Origin of the sequence: Azospirillum formosense (assembly GCF_013340925.1) — a bacterium.
Classification (GTDB): domain Bacteria; phylum Pseudomonadota; class Alphaproteobacteria; order Azospirillales; family Azospirillaceae; genus Azospirillum; species Azospirillum formosense.
In genome coordinates, this window is record NZ_WHOR01000048.1 from 1 (window position 1) to 20,583 (window position 20,583).

Below are 20,583 nucleotides of genomic sequence, written 5' to 3' on the forward strand. Positions count from 1 at the left end.
TTCCAGGGGGCGGTGGTGGTTGAACGCAACCATGTCTACGACTGCTGCCCAGCGGCCTGGGCCGGGCAGGGGATCGAACCGCACAAGCGCGGCGTGGGCATCTGGTGGGATGAGGTGGTTTCTCCGCTTGCCCGGCAGGTCATCAGCCGCAACCATGTCCATGACTGCCAATCGCGCGGCATCTTCCTCGAAAAATGCGACGGCTGCGACGTCGATTACAACCTTGTGCACGATTGTGGGCAAGTCCCATATGCCGCCGGGCTGGCAATCCAGGCGAATGCGGCGGGCTGGGATCTGGCCACGGAGCAGGCCGCCGACATTCCCAGGAGCGCCCGCAACAACCGGCTGCGCAACAACACGGTGGCGGGCGGGTGGTGGGCGCTGGAGATATCCTCCCGGACGGAAGGTGCCCATGTGTCCGGCAACCAGATCGTCAACAACATCGCCGTGAGCGCCCGTCACCAGAACCTGTACGCGGCCGGCGGCGGCAGCAACGACCGGCGCCGCGGGCAGGATAATGTTTACAGCAACAACTGCTTCGGTTCCGACGGCGGCCAGATGGCTGTCTGGGGCGGCACACGCTGCGCGCAGCGTGACGAGTTGGAGAGCATTTCCGGATGGGCCGTCAGGAATGGTATCGCGGGCGATCCTCTTTTCCTCGACGCCGCATCGGGAAACTATGAATTGGCGTCGACAAGCCCTTGCCGCAGCAGCGGGCGGAAAACCGACTTGGCCGTGGATCGCCTGGGCAGAGCCGTGCCTCCGCTCGGTGCTCCAAACGTCGGCTGCCACGAAGGCTGACGGAAGGCCTCGTTCGACCCGCCGCAAATTAAATGACTTTGGCTCTAATACCACAGAAATGACATCCGTCATTGGATAGGGTCCCCGTATCGAAGCGCATACGAGGATCAGCCAATGGCCACGGCCGCGATACAGCTCATCGACGCGAACATCGTCGTGAACGCTTACGGACAGTCTGCCGCGGGCGTTTGGCCGCATTTTCGTCTGCTGATCGACGGTGTGGACGTCGGTCAAGCGACCGTGAACAAGGCCGACCCCACGGCCTACCGCTTCACCGCCAAGGTGGCGGCGGACCAGCCCCACAAGGTCCACGTCTATTACGACAACGACGGCGTCGTGAGCGGCGAGGATCGAGACCTGTCCATCCGCTCCATCGTCGTCAACGGAAGCACCCTGTTGCCGTCGCAGGCCACCTATGACCGTTTCGCGCTGGACGGTCAGGATGTCATCGCCGGGCAGGAGGATCTATGGTGGCAGGGCGCGCTCGTCTTCGACACGCCGGCAAGCTGTTACCTGTCGCCCCTTTCCACGCCGGCCACCGGCGGTTCGACCATCGTCGTGAACGCCCGAGGCAACCCGGCGGCCGGCGTCAACGCGCATTTCAAACTGCTGGTGGACGGCCAGGTGATCGGCGAAGGTGCGGCCGATACCATGGCCAAGGATTTCATCTTCACTGCTGATATCGGGCCGGGCCGGGGTCACGCCATACAGATCCAATATGACAACGACACCGTCATCAACGGCCAGGACCGTTCGCTGATCGTCAACACCGTCACCATCAACGGGCGTGCCGTCGCACCGACGGACGGCTCGGTCACCTACGACAAAGGGGCGCTTGACGGCAAGGACACGGTCAAAGGCCAGTCCGGCCTGTGGTGGAACGGCACCCTGGTGGTCAACGCCGACAAGAGTTTCTTTCCCTTGTCCGAAGACACGCCTGTGCCCCCCGCTCCGGCGCCCGCCTTCTACGTCGCGACCAACGGAAACGACGGTTGGTCCGGCAAACTGGCAGCACCGAATGCCGATGGCACGGACGGTCCTTTCGCGACCATGGAACAGGCCCGCGATGCCATGCGCGCAGATCCAAAGGTGACGACCACGCTGGTGAGGGGAGGTGACTATTATGTGGATCGCACGCTTGAATTGACCGCAGCCGACTCGGGGAAAACCTTTGCGGCCTATTCCGGCGAGACGCCCACGATCCACGGCGGACACCTGATCACGAACTGGAGTGCCTCTGGCGGGGAGGTGTGGTCGGCGGCGCTGTCCGTTTCGGAGTCCGGCATGCTGGCCAACGCCGACCTCATCGTGGGCGGTGTTCGCCAGAACATGGCGCGCTTTCCCGATCGCATGCCGGACAATCCGATCGAAGGTGGATGGCTGTTCGCCGACGCAAGCGGCCCTGGTGACAATTCCTACTCCAGCTTCAGGTTCCGGGAAGGTGACATTCCGACCGGGCTCGACGCCGATGGGATGAAGGTCAACATCTACGGGCAGCGCGGCTGGGACAACTATATCCTTGACGTGAGCAGTATCGACCACGCGACGAACACAGTCCATGTCAACGGAACGACCTGGGACGCGCTTGGCGCCGGATCACGATACTATCTGATGAATGCGCCGACCATGTTGAATGCACCCGAGGAATGGTACATCGATGGCGCTACTCAGAAGCTGTACTTTGTTCCGAACGACAACTCGTTCAATGGGGGGAATGCTCTGCTTGCCACGACAAACAAAGTCATCAGCGTCACGGATGCTAAAGGCATTGTTTTCGACGGCATCAGCGTAGACGGAACCATGTCTTCCGGTGTGGCGTACGCCGTCGACCGAAGCGATGACATTGTCGTCCGCAACGCCAAGATCACAAACGCCGGCGTCGGCATTCACGTCACGCAAAGCACCGATACGGTGATCGTCAAGAACGAAGTGGCGAAAACCAACGGGCATGGCGTCCTTCTGGAGCACGGCGCCGATCACACGCTGGTGAGCGGAAACTGGATACATGACATTGGTGTTCTGTCGAAAAAGGGCAGCGGGATCTGGTTCGACGCCTCGTCTGACAATGTGTTTTCGCACAACAACATCGAGAATATCGCAAAATTCGGTATCGGCGGGGGATCTCTTGAAAGCGGTGACGCCCTTCGCAATGTAGTCGAGTACAATGTAATAAACAACACCAACCAGGAGACCAGTGACGGCGGTGCCGTGATGCTGATCAATTGGAGTCAGGTGAAAACAGGTGATGTGATTCGCTACAACGAAATTTCAAACACAAAAGCCGTGGGAAACATCGGCTGGGACGGTGTCGTAAGCACAAATTTTCAAGACCCCACGACCAAGTTGGTCAGCAACGCCATTTATCTGGATGATTGGGCCAGCGGTGTGGACGTCTATGGCAACCTGCTTCATGATAATATCGGTGGCATTTTCGTCCACTCGGGATGGGACAACAGCATCCACAACAACATCGTCACGCGGAATTCCGGAATCGCGCTTGCCGGGTTTGAGCCCAATTGGCTCGGCGAGGGCAAGAACCCGCATGCGATGCAGAACAATGTTTTCAGCAAGAACATCGTCGATCTGTCCTATCCCAGTGACGGGCAATCGGGAGCAACGGCAGTCAACGGGGCTGCGAGCACTGTCATCTTCGACAACAATGTCTACTCAGGAATTCAACCGGCATCGTTCCACGCGACCCCTGTGAAAATGCCTTCGGGTTACAGTGGCGCCTTCGGCGAGTGGCAGGATCTTGGCTATGACCTGCATTCGATAATCGGCAATCCTCTTTTCAAGAATCCGGCAGAGGGCGATTGGCGGCTTCAGCCGGACTCACCGGCCTATATGGTTGGATTTGCCGACATCGCCTACGACCAGATCGGTACCCATGGATACGATGACATGGCGGTGAGTCATTGGGCCACCTGACGACGAGGACATGGTGGGCTTCTTCCGGCGGATTGCTGAGACGTCAGTTTCGTCGGTCATCGTGCCAACTTGCCGTTGGTGTGATGGCCGACGAAGTGAAGTCGGGGAAGGGGTACCGCTCCCCCTGATATTCGGCGCCGGATCCCTTGGCGAGAATTTCGCCATAGGCGCTGCGGCCGCTGCCCCCGTAGCGACACAGGGAACTGCTCTTAGCGCTTGCGCTTGCGCCAGGACCAAACCGCGGTGAGCACGGGAACCGACAGTGCCGCCCAGGACACGGCGTCCACGACGCCGTCATCCAACAGGGCGCTGATCAGCCCGGCGGTGGTGACAAGCGCGATCACCATGGGAATCCCGAAGATCGCCAGCAGTCGGAAGGGAGTGCGCGGCGTCATTCCGCAGCCTCCCCGGCGGTGGCGCGCAGGCCGGAGCCTGTGGCGGCATGATCCTGGATGCGGCGAGCCTGGACAAGGCGGCGGCGGGCGATCCACAAATACAGGCCGCTGCCGAGGATGACGATGGCCAGCAGGTCCAGCACCGCCCACAGGATCTTCATCGGCAGCCCGCCATAGTCGCCGAAATGCAGCGGCTGCGACAACCGCAGCGCCAGCATGTACCAGGGCATGGAGCGCATGTCGGTGAAAGCCCCCGTCTCGGCGTCGATCAGGGCGGGGGTCAGGATTCGGTTGGTGGCCGGCGTGGCTCCCCTCAGCCACACCGCGTAATGGTGGTTGCTGGAAAAGCGCACGCCGGGGAAGGCGACGAATTGCGGCCGCATGCCGGGGGCGGCCTCCATGGCGGTGCGGACGGCCGCGTCAACCGAGGCGAAGCGCTCCGGAACCGGCTTGCCCTCATAGGGGGCGATCATCGCCGCAAGCTCGTTGGCGCGCCAATAGGCGACCAGCGGCACGGACAAGGTGTTGATGACGCCGGTCAACCCGACCACCACCACCCACATCAGCGTGACGATGCCCAGCATGTTGTGCAGATCGAGCCATTTCAGCCGCCGGCCGCGCCCGGCCCGCACCGTGCCGAAGGACAGCTTGCGCATGAAGGGGGCATAGATCACCACACCCGACAGGGTGGCCAGGACCAGCAGGAAGCCCATGAAGCCCAGGAACAGCTCGCCGGGCAGCCCCGCGAACAGGTCCACATGCAGGCGCAGCATCACATGCATGAACCCGTCGTCATCGTTCAGGTCCGCCAGAATCCGCGTGGTGCGCAGGTCGATGGCCGAGATGTGCATCTGCGACACCGGAGGGCGGGCCCCCGGGCCGGTGGTGACGTTCACCACCGGCCGGTCCACGTCGAAGCTGAGGAACAGCGGGCGCTCGCCGGGGTAGGTCGCCAGCGCCGAGGCCACCGCCTCGTCCAGCGATTTCAAGGGCGTGTCGGCCGGCATGGGCGGAAGGGTGTCCTCGGCCGTCAGCGCCTCGATCTCGTCATGGAAGATCAGCGGCAGGCCGGTCAGGCACAGCAGCAGCATGAAGATCGTGCAGATCAGGCTGGTCCATTTGTGGATCAGCGTCCAGATCCGGATGGTTCGGTTGGTCATCGGGGCCCCCTCATGCCGCCGTCATGGCTTCGCCGGTCGGACATCCAGCCTCAGAAATCCGCTCTCAGAAATCGACCGACACCGACAGCTTGGCGGTCAGCGGGTTGCCCTGGCTCAGGTAACCGCCGGAGGCCGACGCCCAATAGGCCTTGTCGGTCACGTTCTCGACCGCCGCCCGGATGGTGACCGGACGGTTCTGCACGTCGGCGATCATCCGCGCGCCGACGTCGAAGCGGGTCCAGCTGGGAATCCTCAGCGTGTTGGCGGTGTTGAGATACTGAGATCCCGTGTGGATCACGCGCCCGGTCAGCGTCACGGTGGGGAAGGACGCGGGGAGGAAGGGAAGGTCCCATTCGACGTTGGCGTTGAACTGGCGGCGCGGCACGCCGACGGCGTCCTTGCCCTCGGTCGCGGCGCTGCCGGTGTCGCTCAGCTCCGGATCGATGAAGGTGGCGCCGCCGAGCAGCCGGACGCCCTGCACCGGTTCGCCGTACAGCATCAGCTCGATGCCGCGGTTGCGCTGTTCGCCGGACACGCTGTAGACGCGGGTGAACGGGTCGGTGACGCCGCTGGGCTGCGTGGTCTGGAACAGCGACAGCGAGCCGCCGAAGCTGCCGAAGTCCAGCTTGCCGCCGACCTCGTACTGGACCGACCGGTAGGGCTCGAAGATCTCTCCGGCGTTGGCCGCGGTGGACGGGGCGGTCGGTCCCTGGGCCAGCCCCTCGATCCGGTTGGCGTAGAGCGACAGTTCCTCGACCGGCTTCACCACCAGCCCGACCACCGGCGTCAGCGCCGACTGGTCGTAATCGGAGGTGCGGGCGCCGTTGGCCCGGTTGTAGCCGCGAACCTGGATGTTCTGCTGGCGCAGGCCGGCGGTGACCATCACCCGGTCGTTCAGGATCGACACGGTGTCCGACGCGTAGACGCTGCGCAGCACCGACTCGCTGACCTTCGGCAGATCGCCGACCATGCCGCTGGCCGAGGTCGTCACCGGGCGCGGCAGGCCGACCATGGTGTAGAGGTTGATGGTTGAGGTCGTGCCGAATTCGAAGCCGTTGTTGTTGGTCGTCCGCAGCGCGGAGGCGCCGGCGTTCAGCTGGTGCCGGACCGGGCCGGTCTGCAGGTCGGCCCGGACGCCGGCCTGGCCGGTGACGGTGTCGTCCTCGCGCGGGACGGTCAGGCGCCGGACCGTGCCGGTGCCGTCGGGCCGCGTGATGGTGGGGGAGGCATAGTCGCCGTCCTCGCGCATGCTGCGCAGGCCGAAGGCGCCGTAGGCGGTCAGGTTGGGCAGGAGATCGTATTCGGCGCGGATCTGGCCGAAGGTGTCGCGCATCCGCGAATAGCTCCAGGGCTGCGCGTAATTCTGCGAGGCCGACGGCACCGCCGGGACGAAGCTGCCGACATAGACCACGGGGCGGCCCTGTTCCACCCGCTGGGTCTGGGTGCCGACGTCGAGCGTCACGCGGGCGCGCTCGCCGCGGTAATCCAGCGCCAGGGAGCCGAGCCTCAGCGTCCGCTCCTCGCCGTCGATGGCGGTGTCGCCGCCGCGGACCGCGGCGTTGGCGCGCACGCCGAACTGCTTGGCGTCGCCGAACCGGCGGCCGACATCGGCCGCCAAGCCCAACCGGCTGTCCATGGCGTAGCTGGCGGTCAGCCGGGTCAGCGGGTCGTCCTCCGCCCGCTTGGGCACGAGGTTCACGCCGCCGCCGATGCCGGACCCGCTGGGGGCCGCGCCGTTGAGGAAGGCGTTGGCGCCCTTCAGCACCTCCACCCGCTCGAACATGTTGGTGGCGACGATCTGGCGCGGAGCGGTGCCGTAGAGGCCGTCGACCGACAGATCCTCCCCCGCCAGCTGGAAGCCGCGGATGACGAAGCTTTCGGAGAAATTGCCGTAGCCGAGGCTGCTGCGCACCGCCGGGTCGTTGGCCAGAACGTCGGCGATGGTGTCCGCCTGCTGGTTGCGGATGGTTTCGGCGGTGTAGCTGGTGATGGAGAATGGGACGTCCATCGCGTCCTGGTTGCCCAGCGCGCCGATGCGCCCGCCGCGCGCCACCTGACCGCCGGCGTAGGCCGGGGGCAGGGCGCCGGGGCCGGTGGCGCCCCGGCTTCCTTCGACCTGCACCGGATCGAGCAGGACGGCGTCGCCGGCGGCCACGCGTTCGACCGTCACGGTCTCGGCGTTGAGGAAGCGGGCGGCCAGCCCGGTGCCGGACAGCAGACGGTTCAGCCCCTCGCGCGCGGTCATCGATCCGCTGACGCCGGGAGAATTGACGCCCTGGGTCATAACACCGGGGGTCAGCACCTGGATGCGCGTGGCGGTGGAGAAGGCGGCAAGCGCCCCGTCCACCGACTGCGGTGCGATGGCGAAGGTCACCGGCCCGGCCGGGATCGACTGCGCCATCGCTGCGGGAACACCGGACAGCGGAAGGCCCGGCACGATCAGCATTGTCGTCGCCAGGAGCCGCCCCAGGAACGCCCTCGGGAGCCGCCCCGTGGACGCGCACCCCAACCGGCTGCCCCGGCGTCCGTTCGTCACACCCGTCGCTTCACACTTCACCGATGTCATCGCTCGCCTCTGTCGTCCGGTGAGAGAGCGCGCCGCCTTTTTTGCAATTGCGTCTCATTCTCTCCTTTCCCGGACATGACGACGGGCGTGCGGAGAACCCTGGGAAGTTTTTTTCAGGTCCCTATAATTTTTTCAGCGGAGCAGGGTCAGGTAGGGGGTGATGCGGGTGGCGCGCACGCCGAGGCCGCGCTCCAGCGCATCGAGCACGGCGTCCGGCCGGTCGAGCGCGAAGACGCCGGATACGACGCGCTCCGCCGCCTCGTCGTTCAGCAGGATCACCCGGCCCGGCCATTGCCGGTTCAAAGCCGCGATGACGGAGGCAAGCGACTGCTGGCGGAAGACGATCTGGCCCTGGCGCCACGCGAAGGCGACGGCGGGGTCCACCGCCCCCGGCCCGGTCAGGCCGTTGGCGTCGGCCTCCGCGCTCTCGCCCGGGTGCAGGCGGACGCTGTCGGGCCAGGGGGCGTTGCCGTCGGCGTTCCGATGGGCGACGACCTCAACCAGCCCTTCGCCCACGGTGACCGTCGTGCGGTCGTCCTCGCGCCGGACGCTGAATTGGGTTCCCAGCACACGGGCGGCACCCGCCCCGCCATCGACGACGAAGGGATGGTCGGGGTCGCGCGTGACCCGGAACCACGCCTCGCCGCGCAGAATCCGGACGCGCCGCTCGCCATCTCGATAATCGAGCGCCAGTGCGGTGTCGCCGTTCATGTCGACCGTGGAGCCATCCGGCAGCGTCAAGGTCCGGCGCTGTCCGGCCGAAGTCACCTGGTCCGCGACGGCGTTCTGGTACAGCGTCGGTCCGTGCCAGGCACCGAGGCCGCCGACCACCAGCAGGATCGTCATCGCCGCGGCAAGGCGCCGGATGCCGGCCGCCGCGGGGGGGCGGGGAGACGCGATGCGTAACCCGGCATAAGCGGAGCGGGCGGGCTCCTTCAAGTCGTGAAGCAAGGTCTGGAGACCGGCCCAAGCGTGGGAGTGAGTCGGGCTGCGGGCCAGCCATTCGGCAAAGGCGGCACGCTCCGCCGGCCTGACGTCGTCGGATTGCAGGCGGAAGTGCCACGCGGTGGCTTCCGAGAACAGCCGGTCTTCGTCCGGTCCGCCGTATGCCGGCTCGCTGCGCTGCCCATCCTGATGATCCATCGCGTCCCGCTGAGCGCTCCTGTTGTCTCGTGTTTGGATAGACGGTCGAGGGCGGCCGATCCCTCAAAGAAAATCACCCGCCGGGACCGTGGCCCGGCCCATCATCGCAGCGGACGCCGCCTCATGTGCGCGCGGCACTGCTCCAGCGCCGTGCGCAGATGGTACTCCACCGTGCGGGGGGAGATGCCAAGCCGTTCACCAATGGCGCGGTAGGACAAACCTTCGACATGGTAGAGAAGGAACACGTCCCGGGTTTTGGGCGGCAGGGAGTCGATGGCGCCGCGCAGCCGGGCCATGGTCTGGTTCCGCTCGACCACCATGTCGGCACCGGGGCCGGAGGAGGGCAACTGCTCGTCGGGCGGGCCGGCCTCACGCAGGCGCTGGCGCTTGGCAGCCCGGCAATGGTCCAACGCCACGCGGTCGGCCACCACATACAGCAGGCCGGCCGGATTCTGGATCGCCTCGCCATCGGGCAGCCGGGCCAGCCGCAGGAAGGCATCCTGCGCGAGATCGCCCGCCGTTTGCGGATCCCCGGTCCGCCGCGCGATGACACGCTCGACGCGCAGGCGATGCGCATCGAACAACTCCGCGATCTTGCGCGCCCAAGCGCCGACGGAGCCGGTCATCGGGCGCCCCGGGAATGGGTGTCGTCGGGCAGCGGTGGGCGGAGGGTGTCGGTCACAGATGCGCGGAATGACGGGTGCGAAGAAACCAGCGCCCGCAGGGCCATCGCCTGGGATGCCGGCCGCACCGGTATAGCCGCATCGAACCCATAATGCGAACTATTCTTATTATCAAAGAGCGCCCTTACGTTACGAAGCCCCTTTGGACATAAAAGTCAGTTCCGTTGCAAAATCCCACCAGTTGTGGTTGCCCAGGCATGAGCTGGCGGATCCGATGGCACGCACGGGAAGCCTCAGCTTCAGGAAGAAGGTTGCTTCTTGAAACGATATGGTTTGGCGACTCGATGCTCGGATACATCATTTGGAACACCGAATGGTGCGACTTAAGCATCCCCATGCCATGACGTGCTTCTGCGCTTCGATGAAATGAAACCGTATTGCACACTATAAACATTACAATATTAGCTGTACTATAATGATGAAATAATCTGACTATGCTGGTGGTGCGTTCACCCCAAAATTGTCATTCCGCGACGCCCGATATTTTGGTCAATGCTTCATCCGATTGGAGGGAGCATGTCACTCACGAAGATCGCTGTTTTTACAGCTACGATGCAGAACACGGGCGCTGAACCCTGGGTCACCGACGGCACGCCGTTGGGAACGCGCCTTGTTGCCGACATAAGACCCGGCGAGGAGGGAAGCGCTCCCCAGGACGCTGTCGTTGCCGGCGGTAAGATATTCTTCACCGCCGACGACGGCCTGCACGGACGCGAACTCTGGGTTTCGGATGGCACCAGCAACGGGACCCGGATGTTCGACGCTGCGGCCGGCGCCGCATCAGGCGCCCCGGACGACCTGACCGTGGTCGGCGACCAGCTTTTCTTCACTGCGGACGATGGGCTTCACGGCCGCGAGCTGTGGGTGAGCGACGGAACCGCGGCGGGGACGCGGATGGTCGCTGACCTCATGCCGGGAACACAAGGGTCCTCCCCATCGGCGTTGACCGCTGCACACGGCCGGATCTACCTGCACGCAGACGGTGACACCCAGGATGGGATCTGGAGCTCCGACGGAACCGCCGCCGGAACCCTCCTCTTCCATGAAATGGCGCCGCTCCCCTCCTGGTCCTATGGCATCACATTGGTCGGCATGAATGATGGGGGGCTGGCCTTTCACGAGGGGGCGGTGTCCTGGCCTTCCAAGCTCACCTTCGTCAATGCCAACGGCACCGCGACGGCGTTTGCGAACCTCATCCCCGACAGCGGGGCCGTCCGCTATTCCTCCTCGCCCGAGGGGATCGTGGTGTCAGTCACGAATGTCATCGACTGGACCGGGAGCACAGAGTGGCCTACCGCCGTCCGTCATTCCACCTTCTGGGTCACCGATGGCACGTCCGAGGGCACGCGCCACCTTGGCGACCTGACCATGCAGGGTTGGGACCTTGAGCGGATTTCCGGCGTGCGTAACGGCCATGTGGTGTTCACGACCGACATGGATGTCTACCGGGTGGAACAAGGTTCTGCCTCGCTGATCGGTATTTTGGAGGAGGCGACTGGCAAGGTGAGCTTCCTGCCGAGCCAGGAACTCGCCAACCCGCTCGGATGGCTCGATGCGGGGCTGCCCGGCGATGATGGAGATCGCCTTCTCTTCCTAGACGAAAGCTATTGGTCGGGCTCGCAACGCCTTCTGGCGAGCGATGGCACGCCTGGGGGGACCGCCGAACTTCATCAGAATGATTGGATGTACCAGGACATTGAGATTGCCGGCGGCCGGGCCTTCTTTCTGACGGAACAGAGCGGAGCCAATCCCGCTGCTCTGTGGGTGACCGATGGCACGCCCGAAGGCACTCACACGGTGCAGGACACATCGGGGGGAGCCTTCGGCGACAAGCTCCTCGGGGACCTTGATGGCCACATGCTGGGGTTCGATCGTGATTACGCCGCCAAAACCGATCGGTTCTTCCTGTCCGATGGCACGACGGACGGCACCATCGTACTCGCGGAGTTCCCCCCTGGAATAGGGAACGACTACTGGGATCACACGGCCAAGCTGCTCGGTGTCATCGCAGCACCGGACGGCATCCGCCGAGGGTCTGAAGGCAACGACACGTTGCTGGGCGGAGATGGTGCTGACCGGATTCATGGATTGGGTGGTGACGACCGCATCTTCGCCGGGGCCGGGGACGACCGGTTGAACGGCGGCGCCGGCGCAGACGTCATCGACGGGGCGGAAGGCGCGGATCGCCTTTATGGCATGTCCGGGCGGGATGTCCTCATGCCAGGGGCTGGGCGCGACATCGTGGATGGGGGTGTCGGCGATGATGTGTTGCTTGCCGAACGGGACGGCGAGAGCGACCAGTTCTTCTTCGCCCCAGGCAGCGGCACTGATGTGCTGACCGCCTTCGACCCGCTGCTGGACGTCATCATTCTGAAGGGGTTCGGGCAGGACATCGGTACGGCGGCGTGGCGGGCGGAACACGTCATCGAGTCGGGGGGGAACGTGCATGTCGATCTCGGAGGCGGGGACAGCATCCTCGTTCTGGATGCGATGGCACAGGACCTCCGCTTTACGGTCATCGACCCAAGCCTCTAACACCGCCGAGCTTAAGCACTGGCACATGGGAGCCAAAGCGGATTGCAATCCGCTTTGGGGTGTTAACGGGTGAGGGCGCGTAGGCGCTCCGGTGTGGCGGTGAGAGCGTTCCAGGCGTCACAGAGCAGGCCTGGACGTCGTCGTCGTTCAGGAGCCGGTGGAACGGAGAGCGCTCGCGCAGGTGGCTGGGGGACTCTCCGGCCGTGTCGCTCGGTACCGCGCCCGCGCGCGGCGGGATGATCACCTCCGCGTCAGGACCGTGGGCGACCACGCCGACCGGCCCGCCCGTGCTGGTCAGCGCCGCCGCGACCGCCAGATCGGCGCTGCGCCGGGAGACGGTCGTGTGGTCCGGAGCCCTGACACCACCGGTCTTCGGCGATTTACGCTCCAACGTCCCGTCCGGCGGTTGACAGTCCGGGGTGGCCCGGCCACTGTGGCGCCATCCCGAAGCAGCCCCACGCGGATTGCCCCGGCTCATGGCCACCGTCTCAGAAGCCCTGTCCATCGCGCTCGACCATCACATCGCCGGGCGCGTGGCGGAGGCGGAGGCCCTCTATGGGCGGATTCTGGAGGCGGTTCCCGGCCATCCCGACGCCAGCCATCTGATGGGGCTGCTGCTCGCCCAGACCGGGCGGGTTGCGGCGGCGCTCGACCATCTCGATGCCGCCGTGGCCGGCGATCCGGCATCGCCGACCTACCATCTCAACCTTGGCAAGGTTCAGAACGCGCTCGGACGGACCGCGGACGCGGCGGCGAGCTGGCTCGCCACGCTGCGCCTGCAGCCGGATCATGGGGAGGCGGCGGAGCGGCTGGCCCCGGCGCTCCGCCTATTGGCCGAGACCGCCTTCGATTCCGGTGCCCTGGCCTCCGCCACAGCGCTTTACGAACGGGTGCTGGCCCTCGATCCGCAAAACCTCTCCGCCGCCTTCGACGCGGCGATGGCAGTCAAGACGCTCGGACGGTTGCATGAGGCCGCCCGGCTGGCTCGACGCGCGGCCCGGCTCGACCCGACGCTGCTGCGAGCCCGCATGGCCGAGGCGGAGGCATGGCAGGCGCTTGGACAGACGGAACGGGCCGTCGCCGCGCTTCGTCCGGCGTTGGCCCTGGACCCAGCACACGGAGGCTGTTGGGCGAGCCTGTGCCTGCTGCACAACGACCTGGGGCAGCGCGGCGCGGCGGTCGTCGCGGGCCGGCGCGCGGCGCTGGCAACGCCCACCGACACCGGGTTGCTGGTCCGGCTCGCCGCCGCCCAGCAGATCGCCGAGAAGCCGCGCCCGGCGCTGGCGACGGTGCGGCGCGGCTTGTCGCTCGACCCGGCCTCGGCGGCGCTGCACCTCGCCCTCGGTGCGGCGCTCGACGCGGTGCACGCCCTGGAGGCGGCGGGGCGGGCGCTGGACCGCGCCGGCCGGCTGCGTCCCGGCGACGCGGCGGCGCTGGCCGAGCTTAGCCGGCTGTGCGAGCGCGCCGGCTTGGCGGAGCGGGCGGCGGCGCTGCTGCAACGGGCGCTGGCTGCGCGCCCGGACGACGGGGACTCCTGGGTGGCGCACGGCCGCGCCGCGCTGCGGCGGGGTGATGCGGCGCGGGCCAGCCGCTGCGCGCATTGGGCGCTGCGGCTCGCCCCCGGCCTGCCCACCGGCCTGCTGCTGGCCGGCGCGGTCCGCGAAGCGCAAGGGGCCGACCGCGAGGCGCTGGACCTCTACGACCGGGCGATCGCCGCCGCACCGGGCATCGGCACGGGCTTCTCCCGCCGGGCGATGCTGCTGCTGCGCCGGGCCGTGGGCGACGCCCCGCTCCCGCGCCGTGCGTCGGGCAAGCGGCGCCTGTCGGTGTCAACGCTCGGAAATGCCGGGCGGTTCGGCAACCAGCTCCTGCAATATGGGTATCTGCGCGTTTGCGCGGAGCGCAACGGGATGGAGCTGGAAACGCCGGAGTGGATCGGTCGCCATCTCTACGGCCTGGACGACCCGCTTCCCGGCCCGCCGCTGCCCAGCCTGCACGAGGAGGATTGCGGCGTCCCGGCGCTGCTGGACGGGCGGGCGCTGTCGGGCGCGGGCGGTCACGACGTGGCCGGCTATTTCTGCGGCGAAACCACGTCGCTGGCCCCCTATCGCGCGCGGTTCCGCGCCCTCTTCACGCCGGTCGGGGCGGTGGCGGAACGCGCGGCGGCGGCGCTGGACGGGTTGCGGGCGCGCGGGCGGACCCTGGTGGCGATCCATCTGCGCCGCGGCGATTTCGGCCGGAACGACCGCTTCTGGATCGCGCCGGAGGGCTGGTATCTCGACTGGCTGGCCGATCTGTGGACGACGCTGGACCGGCCGGTGCTCTATCTCGCCACCGACGCGCCGGAGCTGGCGGACCGCTTCGCCCGCTACCGCCCCGTCCTCGCCGGCGATCTGGGCGCGCCGCTGCCGGGGGCGGAGTTCTTCACCGACCACTGGATTCTGTCGCGGGCCGACCACGTCGCCGTGTCCAACAGCTCCTTCTCGGTGACGGCGGCGATGCTGAACCCGACGCTGCGCGCCGCCCTGCGTCCCGACCGCAAGACGGCGCGGCTGGTGCCCTTCGATCCCTGGAACGGGCCGGTCCTGCTGCCCTGACCGCCGTCAGCGGGGACGGCGGACGTAGAGCGCGTCGCCCCAGCTGTGATGGTAGGGGCTGGTCTCGGCGACGCGGTCGAAGCCGTGGGCGAACAGGATGTCGTCCACGTCGGCGGCGAGGCCCGAGCCTTCATACAGTTCCGCGTAGCTCACCTCGGTCACCACCGCGTCGAATCGGGGCAGCAGGCTGCGGCAGCCGGTGAGAATCCGGCACTCCGACCCCTGCGCGTCGATCGCCAGCACGTTGAAAGCCTCCGGCGCGAGGCTGTGGAACGCCAGCAGGTCCGGCAGGGTCCGGGTCTCCACCTCGAAGACCTCGTCGACGGTGATGTGAGGATAGACGGTCAGATGGCCGGTCGGCTCCAGCAGGGAGCTGGACTGGCGGCTCGACATGCGGGAAAAGCGCGCCCGCCCGGTCCGGTCGGACACCGCGGCGTTCAGGCAGACGACGTCGCCGTCGCTGGCGAAACGGGCCTGGAGCGTGGCGAAGGTCGCCGGGTCCGCCTCGACGAACAGGACGCGGTTGGCGCCGGCCTCACGGTAGTTGGCGTATTCCTCGCCCTCATGGGCGCCGACATGGATGATGCCGCGCGGCACGATTCCATGGCGGGGAAACAGGTCCTTGTAGCGGAACATGCCTTGGCTGCGCGCGAACAGCCGGTTCCAGTGGCGGGGGGCGACCACCATGTGCGTGCCGCCGCGCCCGTCCTCCGGCGGCGTGCCGCGGAACTCCAGATTGCGGTCGGCGAGGCGGAACAGCGAATAGCCGTTGGCCTGCAGGCGCGCGTAGAGCGCGGCCAGTTGCCGACCGGCCTCCGCCTCCTCGAACTGGAGGAAGTCGATGCGGCGCAGGCGCAACAGGTCGGTGGCACCGTCCAGCACCGCCAGGGCGTCGCCGCAGCCGTCCAGGACCAGCCAGTCGACGTGGCGTGGCCCGACCGGACCGCACCACGCGTCAAGTCCCGGCGGGGAGGACGGCAGGGCGAAGCATTTCCGGCCATGGGCGGCGGAGGCCGTCCAGCGCCCCGCGCCGGTTCCAACCGCCACCAGAGTGGCCCCGGGTGGCAGGAAGGCTTTTTGAAGCGGGAGTCCGGGAAGGGGAAGCGTCTCGTGCTGCATCTCGTCACCGTCCTGGGCCTGATCGACAGTCCCAAGGGATGATCGCAGCCGCTTCCCGTCGCCTTGGCACGGTGGCCATTGTGGAAGCGGACGCGGGGCGGGTCAACGGCACCGCCCCGATCGCACCGGCCTGCGGTGTCAGGCCGCGCGGTGAAGGAAGCCCAGATGCTGCGGCGCCAGGGTGGAAGCCCACTCCTCCGCCGCGTCCTGCGCCTCGCGGCGGGTGGCGAACCAGCGGGCGTCGGGGGTCCAGCTCAGCCCCTCATGCTCCGCGTGCCAGTTCCACCAGCCGTCGGTGGCCTCGCAGACCGTCAGCATCACGCCGAACGCGGATTCCAGGGCGCGGGCGCCGGTCTTAGCCTTTTCGTTATGCCAGTCCATAAGCGTTACTCCAGATGTCCTGCCTTTCGGCATAGCATAGTTCGGTAGACGAACAAAACCAAAAACGGAGGAGGCTGCTCGGGATTGTTTATCCGGACGCTGCGTCCCCTCACTCCGGTAAGGACGCAAACGCCGCGGGCTGCGTGACTATTCCATGGCGCGCGCGGCGCGCGCGGTCGGCGGCGCGATGTCCCAGCCGGACGGTCATGATTCCCAGGGCGATCCCCACGGCGTCTCCGGCCAGATCGGACAGGCTGGCCTCGCGTCCCGGGACGAAGGATTGCGCCACTTCGATGGCGGCGCCGAGCGCGAAGACCGCCAGCACCGCAAGAACGGCGGCGCGCCGGCTGGCGCTGGCCAGGATGCCGAGCAGGGTGAGAAGCCCGAAGGCCCCGGCGTGCACCAGCTTGTCGAAGCCGTAAAGGCCGCTGGGCGCCAACTGCGGTTGCAGCGCGGCCCAGAAGGCGATCCCCATGAGGCCGGGAAGGGCGCAGAGCGCGAACCGGCGCCAAACAAGGGGAAGTGGGCGGAACGTCATGACGGCCTCCTGCGACGAAGGCCATCCTGCGCGGAACAGTCTCAAGAGCCGGTTAACCGCCCGATGTCCGCGCTGTGACATCAGGCGGGCAGGGCCCGTTTCAGGAACCGGTCGCCAGCCCCATGGCAATGCCGCGCGCTTCGGTGAAGGCGGCGCGCTGCTGCACCAGCGTCCCGTCGGCGTAGACGCCCCAGCCGCTCTGCGAGCCGGTGGCGTGGTAACGGATTTCGATCCGGCGGTGATGACAGTCCTGCATCACGAAGTGACACGGACTGATCTTCTTCCACATGGACACCATCGGCATGTCGGGCACCCATCCAAGCGATGAATTACGATGACTGTACCAATGGCCGATTATGGTTGCCGTGATATTAACGAGACGGCGTCCGATTCCCGCGCAAAATGGGTAGTGGCCTGTTTAGGCGTGGTTTTTCCGAGTTTCCAGGCATCCGGGAGCGACCTGGACCGGCTTTCCGGGGTGGGGCATATGCCCGATGGGAGGACATGCCTCGGACTTCATTGGTTAATATTCTACTAACGGACGGGTAGCCGGCCCGCCAACGATAGGGTAGGGTTGCTCATCTCAATCACCTTCGAGAGTGACTGGACGATGCAATCGGTCTCCATCTTTCTGATCGACGCCAACAAACTTTTCCGCGAAGGCATGAAGGCCCTCTTCTCGGAAGGGGAGTTCCGTATCACGAAAGAGGCCGCCAGTTTCAGCGACGTACCGCCGCCGGGCATGATGGAGGGCGACACGCCCGAGCTGATCATGATGGACCCGGCTTCCGCCAACGGCACGGTCCAGGCCGTCACCGTCCTGCGGGAGCAGTATCCGACCGCGCGGCTCGTCCTTCTGGCCAGCCACCTCGACGCCCAGGAAATGGCCAACGCCATCCAGGCCGGCGCCGACGCTTTCCTGATGAAGGACATTTCCCCGGCCGCTCTGGCGCAGTCGCTGCGTCTGGTGATGATCGGCGAAAAGGTCTTCCCGACCCACCTCGCCGCCCTCCTCATCACCGGCAAGGCCGGCGCCAACACCAGCGCCAACGGCCCGACCGCGGCCAAGGGCCTGTCCCAGCGCGAGACGCAGATCCTGGAGCGCCTGCTGCAGGGTGACAGCAACAAGATGATCGCCAATCATCTGAACATCACCGAAGCGACGGTGAAGGTTCACCTGAAGAGCCTGCTGCGCAAGATCAACGCCTCCAACCGCACCCAGGCGGCGATCTGGGCGCTGGAGAACGGGTTCGGCGGCAAGGTGGAAAAGCCGATGGAAGCCGTCGCCTAAGGATCAGGACGCCGCGCCATCCCGGAATCCGGTGGCTTCGACGCCTGACGCGTTGGAACGGTCAGGCTGGAAAAGTCAGAACGAAGCGGGTTCCGGGGCGGCCGCCCTGATTGGGGCGGTCGATCTCCAGCTTTCCGCCGAGCTGGCGCACCAGACCGTGCACCAGCGTCATGCCCATGCCCTGACCCGATCCGGCGGGCTTCATCGTGCCGGCGCCGTCCGGCAGGCCGTCCCCGTCGTCGGTCACCGTCAGCCGCCGGTTGTCTCCGCAGGCTTCGAACCGCACCGTCACCGTCCCCTGCTGGTGCGCGCCGAAGGCGTGCTTCAAGGCGTTCAGCACCATCTCCGTCACGATCAGCCCCATGGACGAGGCCTGCGCGGCGGGCATCGGGATTCCGTGCGCGGCGTCGATGACCAGGGTGCAGCGGCCCGAATCGATGAAGGCGCCGGTCAGGCTTTCCCCCAGCCGTTGCAGATAGTCGGCCGCGTCGAGCGTGGCGAGGTCGTTGCGCGTCGCCTCGAACAGGCGGCGCTGCACCAGCGCCATCGCCTGGATTCGCGAGAAGGCCTGCTCCACCGCCTTGCGCGCCGCCGGGTCGGTGACCGTGGCGGTCTGCATCGACACCAGCCCGTGCAGAAGCTGGAAGCTGTTCATGATGCGGTGGCTCATCTCGTGCGCCACCAGCTCGCTGCGGCGGGCCTCGTCCAGCGCCGCGGCCAAGCCCTGCGCCGCCCGCTTTTCCGCGTCGATGTCGCTGACCACGGCGACCACACCGCTGATCCGCCCGTCGCCGTCGCGCAGCGGGGCGGCCGACACGCGCGTCCAATGCTCCGTTCCGTCGGCGGCGCGGTGCAGGAAGTCCATGCCGGGCACCACGATCTCGCCCTTCAAGGCGCGCGCGCCCGGAAACGCGCTGCGCTCGACCGGGCATCCGTCGGAATGGAAGGCGCGCCAACGCTGCGCTTCCTGGTCGTCGGCGGACGGCAGCGAGCCGTTGGTGTAGTCGCGCATCAGCCGGTTGTTGCGGGTGGTGCGGCCCTGCGTGTCGTAGACGGCGACACCGACCGGCAGATGCTCCAGAACCGAGGACAGCAGCGCTTCGCTGGACTGGCGCTCCCGCTCCGTCCGGTCCCGCTCGATCAGCAGGGCGGCGGTGTGGGTCAGGAGATCCACCGATTCCAGGTCCAGCGGGCCGGGCGCGCAAGGGGTGGCGTGGTAGATGGTGAAGGCGCCCAGCACCGTCCCGTTGACCGCGCGGATCGGTGTGGACCAGCAGGCGGCGATGCCATGCTCCCGCGTCAGCGCGTGGTAGGGCGCCCAGCGCGGGTCCAGAGCGACATTCTCGACCACCACCCGCTCCCCGGTGTGGGCGGCCAGCCCGCAGGAGGGGGCTTGCGGTCCGATCTCGAACCCGTCCACCGCCCGGGTGTAAGCGTCCGGCAGGCCCGCCGCCACGCCGAAGCGCAGGGTGAGTCCGCCCTCGTTGACCAGGAATATGGCCGCGCGCGCGCCGAGTTGCTCGGCGCCCGCCCGGACCAGAAGGGCCAGCACCTCGTCCAGCCCGGCGCCGCCGATCGCCCGTTCCAGCGCGGTCTTCTGGGCGAGCAGCAGCCGCTCCGATCGCCGGGCGCCGCCGCCGTCCCGCTCCGCCCTGTGATCGTCCACGATGCCGTCGCCTTTGCCCTGGTGCCGCGCCCCGCGGGGTCACGGCATGTTACGCGCCCACCCCCGGCCGCGCCAGAAAATGCGGCCATGGCAGTGGTTGAACGCGGGATTTCGCGCGGAGATGCCCGCGTCGGTCGGTGTCGTCAGTTGGTCTCTTCGGGGTAGGGGGGCGAGGTGCGCCAAGAGAACAGCGTCATCGCCCGGTAGCTCTGCTCCCCCGACAGGCCGTAGGCCGGCTCCGTCGAGGCGACCAGGGCGCCGCTCTGATTGTCGTAGGCGAAGGCGGAGAATTTGGCGACCGCCTGATTCTCGGTCGAACTGTAGACCGACGCCTCCGGCAGGGTGATTGTGCCGGGCAGGGTGATGGGGGGAATGCCCAGCACCGTTTTGCTCTGGTTCACCGACAGGGCGCCCAGCCGGATCTCGATGATCGTGTCGGCGGCGGCCCGGTCGGGGACGAGGCGGACGCCCTGGCGCAGCAGCGATTCCTTGATCGCGCTGGCGGCGTATTTGGCGTCGGTGCCGTCGAAATTTCCGGTGTCGAGGAAGGCGCGCTTGTCCGCCGGCAGGTCCAGCCGCAGGCGATTGGCGGCGTTGTCCGCGGCGCTGGAAATCAGGAGCTGTTCGGTGGCGGTCCGGGACGGAAGGCTTTCCTTCACATCGGTGCATCCGGCGGCCAGGGCCGCGGTGGCGGCCAGCGCTGCGATGATCGGTCTGTTGCGGGGCATTCGGGTCCTCGTGCGTTTCGTCTCCGGCTTCTCAGGTTCGCCCGCTCCGGGC

The 20,583-nt window shown here is 66.9% G+C and carries 17 protein-coding genes; 6 read left to right on the forward strand and 11 right to left on the reverse strand.

What is annotated here, in order from left to right; all coding sequences use genetic code 11:
* Nucleotides 1-801: right-handed parallel beta-helix repeat-containing protein (locus GBZ26_RS09095; protein WP_174438562.1), on the forward strand; the 801-nt coding region annotated here is incomplete at its 5' end.
* 114 nt (nucleotides 802-915) lie between these two features.
* Nucleotides 916-3,729, forward strand: coding sequence for a carbohydrate-binding domain-containing protein (locus GBZ26_RS09100; RefSeq protein WP_174438563.1), 2,814 nt, complete (start codon nucleotides 916-918; stop codon nucleotides 3,727-3,729).
* 209 nt (nucleotides 3,730-3,938) lie between these two features.
* Here the strand turns inward: GBZ26_RS09100 and GBZ26_RS09105 are convergent, their stop codons facing one another.
* The 5 genes from GBZ26_RS09105 to GBZ26_RS09125 all read right to left on the reverse strand — a co-directional run bounded on the left by GBZ26_RS09105 (nucleotide 3,939) and on the right by GBZ26_RS09125 (nucleotide 9,619).
* On the reverse strand, nucleotides 3,939-4,124 hold the full coding sequence (locus tag GBZ26_RS09105; RefSeq protein ID WP_174438564.1) for a hypothetical protein: 186 nt from the start codon (nucleotides 4,122-4,124) through the stop codon (nucleotides 3,939-3,941).
* On the reverse strand, nucleotides 4,121-5,284 hold the full coding sequence (locus GBZ26_RS09110; RefSeq protein WP_174438565.1) for a PepSY-associated TM helix domain-containing protein: 1,164 nt from the start codon (nucleotides 5,282-5,284) through the stop codon (nucleotides 4,121-4,123). The genes GBZ26_RS09105 and GBZ26_RS09110 overlap by 4 nt, the downstream gene beginning before the upstream one ends.
* A 64-nt stretch (nucleotides 5,285-5,348) precedes the next feature.
* On the reverse strand, nucleotides 5,349-7,730 hold the full coding sequence (locus GBZ26_RS09115; RefSeq protein ID WP_174438566.1) for a TonB-dependent receptor: 2,382 nt from the start codon (nucleotides 7,728-7,730) through the stop codon (nucleotides 5,349-5,351).
* A 252-nt stretch (nucleotides 7,731-7,982) separates the two neighbouring features.
* The gene (locus tag GBZ26_RS09120) at nucleotides 7,983-8,993 is read right to left on the reverse strand and encodes a FecR family protein (protein WP_174438567.1); all 1,011 of its coding nucleotides are present in this window, start codon (nucleotides 8,991-8,993) and stop codon (nucleotides 7,983-7,985) included.
* Between the two features lie 101 nt (nucleotides 8,994-9,094).
* A complete protein-coding gene (locus GBZ26_RS09125) occupies nucleotides 9,095-9,619 on the reverse strand; it encodes an RNA polymerase sigma factor (protein WP_174438568.1) in 525 nt (174 codons plus the stop codon).
* Between the two features lie 573 nt (nucleotides 9,620-10,192).
* Here GBZ26_RS09125 and GBZ26_RS09130 point away from each other — a divergent pair.
* The 3 genes from GBZ26_RS09130 to GBZ26_RS09140 all read left to right on the forward strand — a co-directional run bounded on the left by GBZ26_RS09130 (nucleotide 10,193) and on the right by GBZ26_RS09140 (nucleotide 14,808).
* Complete coding sequence (locus tag GBZ26_RS09130) at nucleotides 10,193-12,211, forward strand: ELWxxDGT repeat protein (RefSeq protein WP_174438569.1); 2,019 nt, start codon at nucleotides 10,193-10,195, stop codon at nucleotides 12,209-12,211.
* 203 nt (nucleotides 12,212-12,414) lie between these two features.
* A complete protein-coding gene (locus tag GBZ26_RS09135) occupies nucleotides 12,415-12,621 on the forward strand; it encodes a hypothetical protein (RefSeq protein WP_174438570.1) in 207 nt (68 codons plus the stop codon).
* Between the two features lie 66 nt (nucleotides 12,622-12,687).
* Complete coding sequence (locus GBZ26_RS09140) at nucleotides 12,688-14,808, forward strand: tetratricopeptide repeat protein (protein ID WP_174438571.1); 2,121 nt, start codon at nucleotides 12,688-12,690, stop codon at nucleotides 14,806-14,808.
* Between the two features lie 6 nt (nucleotides 14,809-14,814).
* On the opposite strand, the gene GBZ26_RS09145 is transcribed toward GBZ26_RS09140, so the two are convergent.
* The 4 genes from GBZ26_RS09145 to GBZ26_RS09160 form a co-directional block, all read right to left on the reverse strand.
* On the reverse strand, nucleotides 14,815-15,855 hold the full coding sequence (locus tag GBZ26_RS09145) for an FkbM family methyltransferase (RefSeq protein WP_343207301.1): 1,041 nt from the start codon (nucleotides 15,853-15,855) through the stop codon (nucleotides 14,815-14,817).
* A gap of 210 nt (nucleotides 15,856-16,065) precedes the next feature.
* Nucleotides 16,066-16,308 carry a hypothetical protein gene (locus tag GBZ26_RS09150; RefSeq protein ID WP_040137885.1) on the reverse strand — a complete coding sequence of 81 codons (243 nt, stop codon included), beginning with the start codon at nucleotides 16,306-16,308 and terminating at the stop codon, nucleotides 16,066-16,068.
* Between the two features lie 109 nt (nucleotides 16,309-16,417).
* Nucleotides 16,418-16,846, reverse strand: a complete 429-nt coding sequence (locus GBZ26_RS09155) for a VanZ family protein (protein ID WP_174438573.1) — start codon at nucleotides 16,844-16,846, stop codon at nucleotides 16,418-16,420.
* A 100-nt stretch (nucleotides 16,847-16,946) separates the two neighbouring features.
* On the reverse strand, nucleotides 16,947-17,150 hold the full coding sequence (locus tag GBZ26_RS09160) for a hypothetical protein (protein ID WP_174438574.1): 204 nt from the start codon (nucleotides 17,148-17,150) through the stop codon (nucleotides 16,947-16,949).
* 306 nt (nucleotides 17,151-17,456) lie between these two features.
* On the opposite strand from GBZ26_RS09160, the gene GBZ26_RS09165 reads away from it, so the two are divergent.
* Nucleotides 17,457-18,137, forward strand: a complete 681-nt coding sequence (locus GBZ26_RS09165) for a LuxR C-terminal-related transcriptional regulator (protein WP_014200193.1) — start codon at nucleotides 17,457-17,459, stop codon at nucleotides 18,135-18,137.
* Nucleotides 18,138-18,198: 61 nt separating this feature from the next.
* On the opposite strand, the gene GBZ26_RS09170 is transcribed toward GBZ26_RS09165, so the two are convergent.
* Together GBZ26_RS09170 and GBZ26_RS09175 are read right to left on the reverse strand one after the other, a co-directional pair.
* Entirely contained in the window at nucleotides 18,199-19,803 is a 1,605-nt protein-coding gene (locus GBZ26_RS09170; RefSeq protein ID WP_174438575.1) for a GAF domain-containing protein, read from the reverse strand.
* A 143-nt stretch (nucleotides 19,804-19,946) separates the two neighbouring features.
* A complete protein-coding gene (locus GBZ26_RS09175; protein WP_174438576.1) occupies nucleotides 19,947-20,531 on the reverse strand; it encodes a DUF6655 family protein in 585 nt (194 codons plus the stop codon).
* Between the last annotated feature and the right edge of the window lie 52 nt (nucleotides 20,532-20,583).

Excerpts from the sequence above, each read along its gene's own strand:
- GBZ26_RS09160 (WP_174438574.1), bottom strand. The coding sequence starts at position 17,150 with ATGCCGATGGTGTCCATGTGGAAGAAGATCAGTCCGTGTCACTTCGTG.
- GBZ26_RS09100 (WP_174438563.1), top strand. The coding sequence starts at position 916 with ATGGCCACGGCCGCGATACAGCTCATCGACGCGAACATCGTCGTGAAC.
- GBZ26_RS09110 (WP_174438565.1), bottom strand. The coding sequence starts at position 5,284 with ATGACCAACCGAACCATCCGGATCTGGACGCTGATCCACAAATGGACC.
- GBZ26_RS09150 (WP_040137885.1), bottom strand. The coding sequence starts at position 16,308 with ATGGACTGGCATAACGAAAAGGCTAAGACCGGCGCCCGCGCCCTGGAA.
- GBZ26_RS09125 (WP_174438568.1), bottom strand. The coding sequence starts at position 9,619 with ATGACCGGCTCCGTCGGCGCTTGGGCGCGCAAGATCGCGGAGTTGTTC.
- GBZ26_RS09140 (WP_174438571.1), top strand. The coding sequence starts at position 12,688 with ATGGCCACCGTCTCAGAAGCCCTGTCCATCGCGCTCGACCATCACATC.
- GBZ26_RS09130 (WP_174438569.1), top strand. The coding sequence starts at position 10,193 with ATGTCACTCACGAAGATCGCTGTTTTTACAGCTACGATGCAGAACACG.
- GBZ26_RS09105 (WP_174438564.1), bottom strand. The coding sequence starts at position 4,124 with ATGACGCCGCGCACTCCCTTCCGACTGCTGGCGATCTTCGGGATTCCC.
- GBZ26_RS09175 (WP_174438576.1), bottom strand. The coding sequence starts at position 20,531 with ATGCCCCGCAACAGACCGATCATCGCAGCGCTGGCCGCCACCGCGGCC.
- GBZ26_RS09165 (WP_014200193.1), top strand. The coding sequence starts at position 17,457 with ATGCAATCGGTCTCCATCTTTCTGATCGACGCCAACAAACTTTTCCGC.
- GBZ26_RS09115 (WP_174438566.1), bottom strand. The coding sequence starts at position 7,730 with ATGCTGATCGTGCCGGGCCTTCCGCTGTCCGGTGTTCCCGCAGCGATG.
- GBZ26_RS09155 (WP_174438573.1), bottom strand. The coding sequence starts at position 16,846 with ATGACGTTCCGCCCACTTCCCCTTGTTTGGCGCCGGTTCGCGCTCTGC.
- GBZ26_RS09120 (WP_174438567.1), bottom strand. The coding sequence starts at position 8,993 with ATGGATCATCAGGATGGGCAGCGCAGCGAGCCGGCATACGGCGGACCG.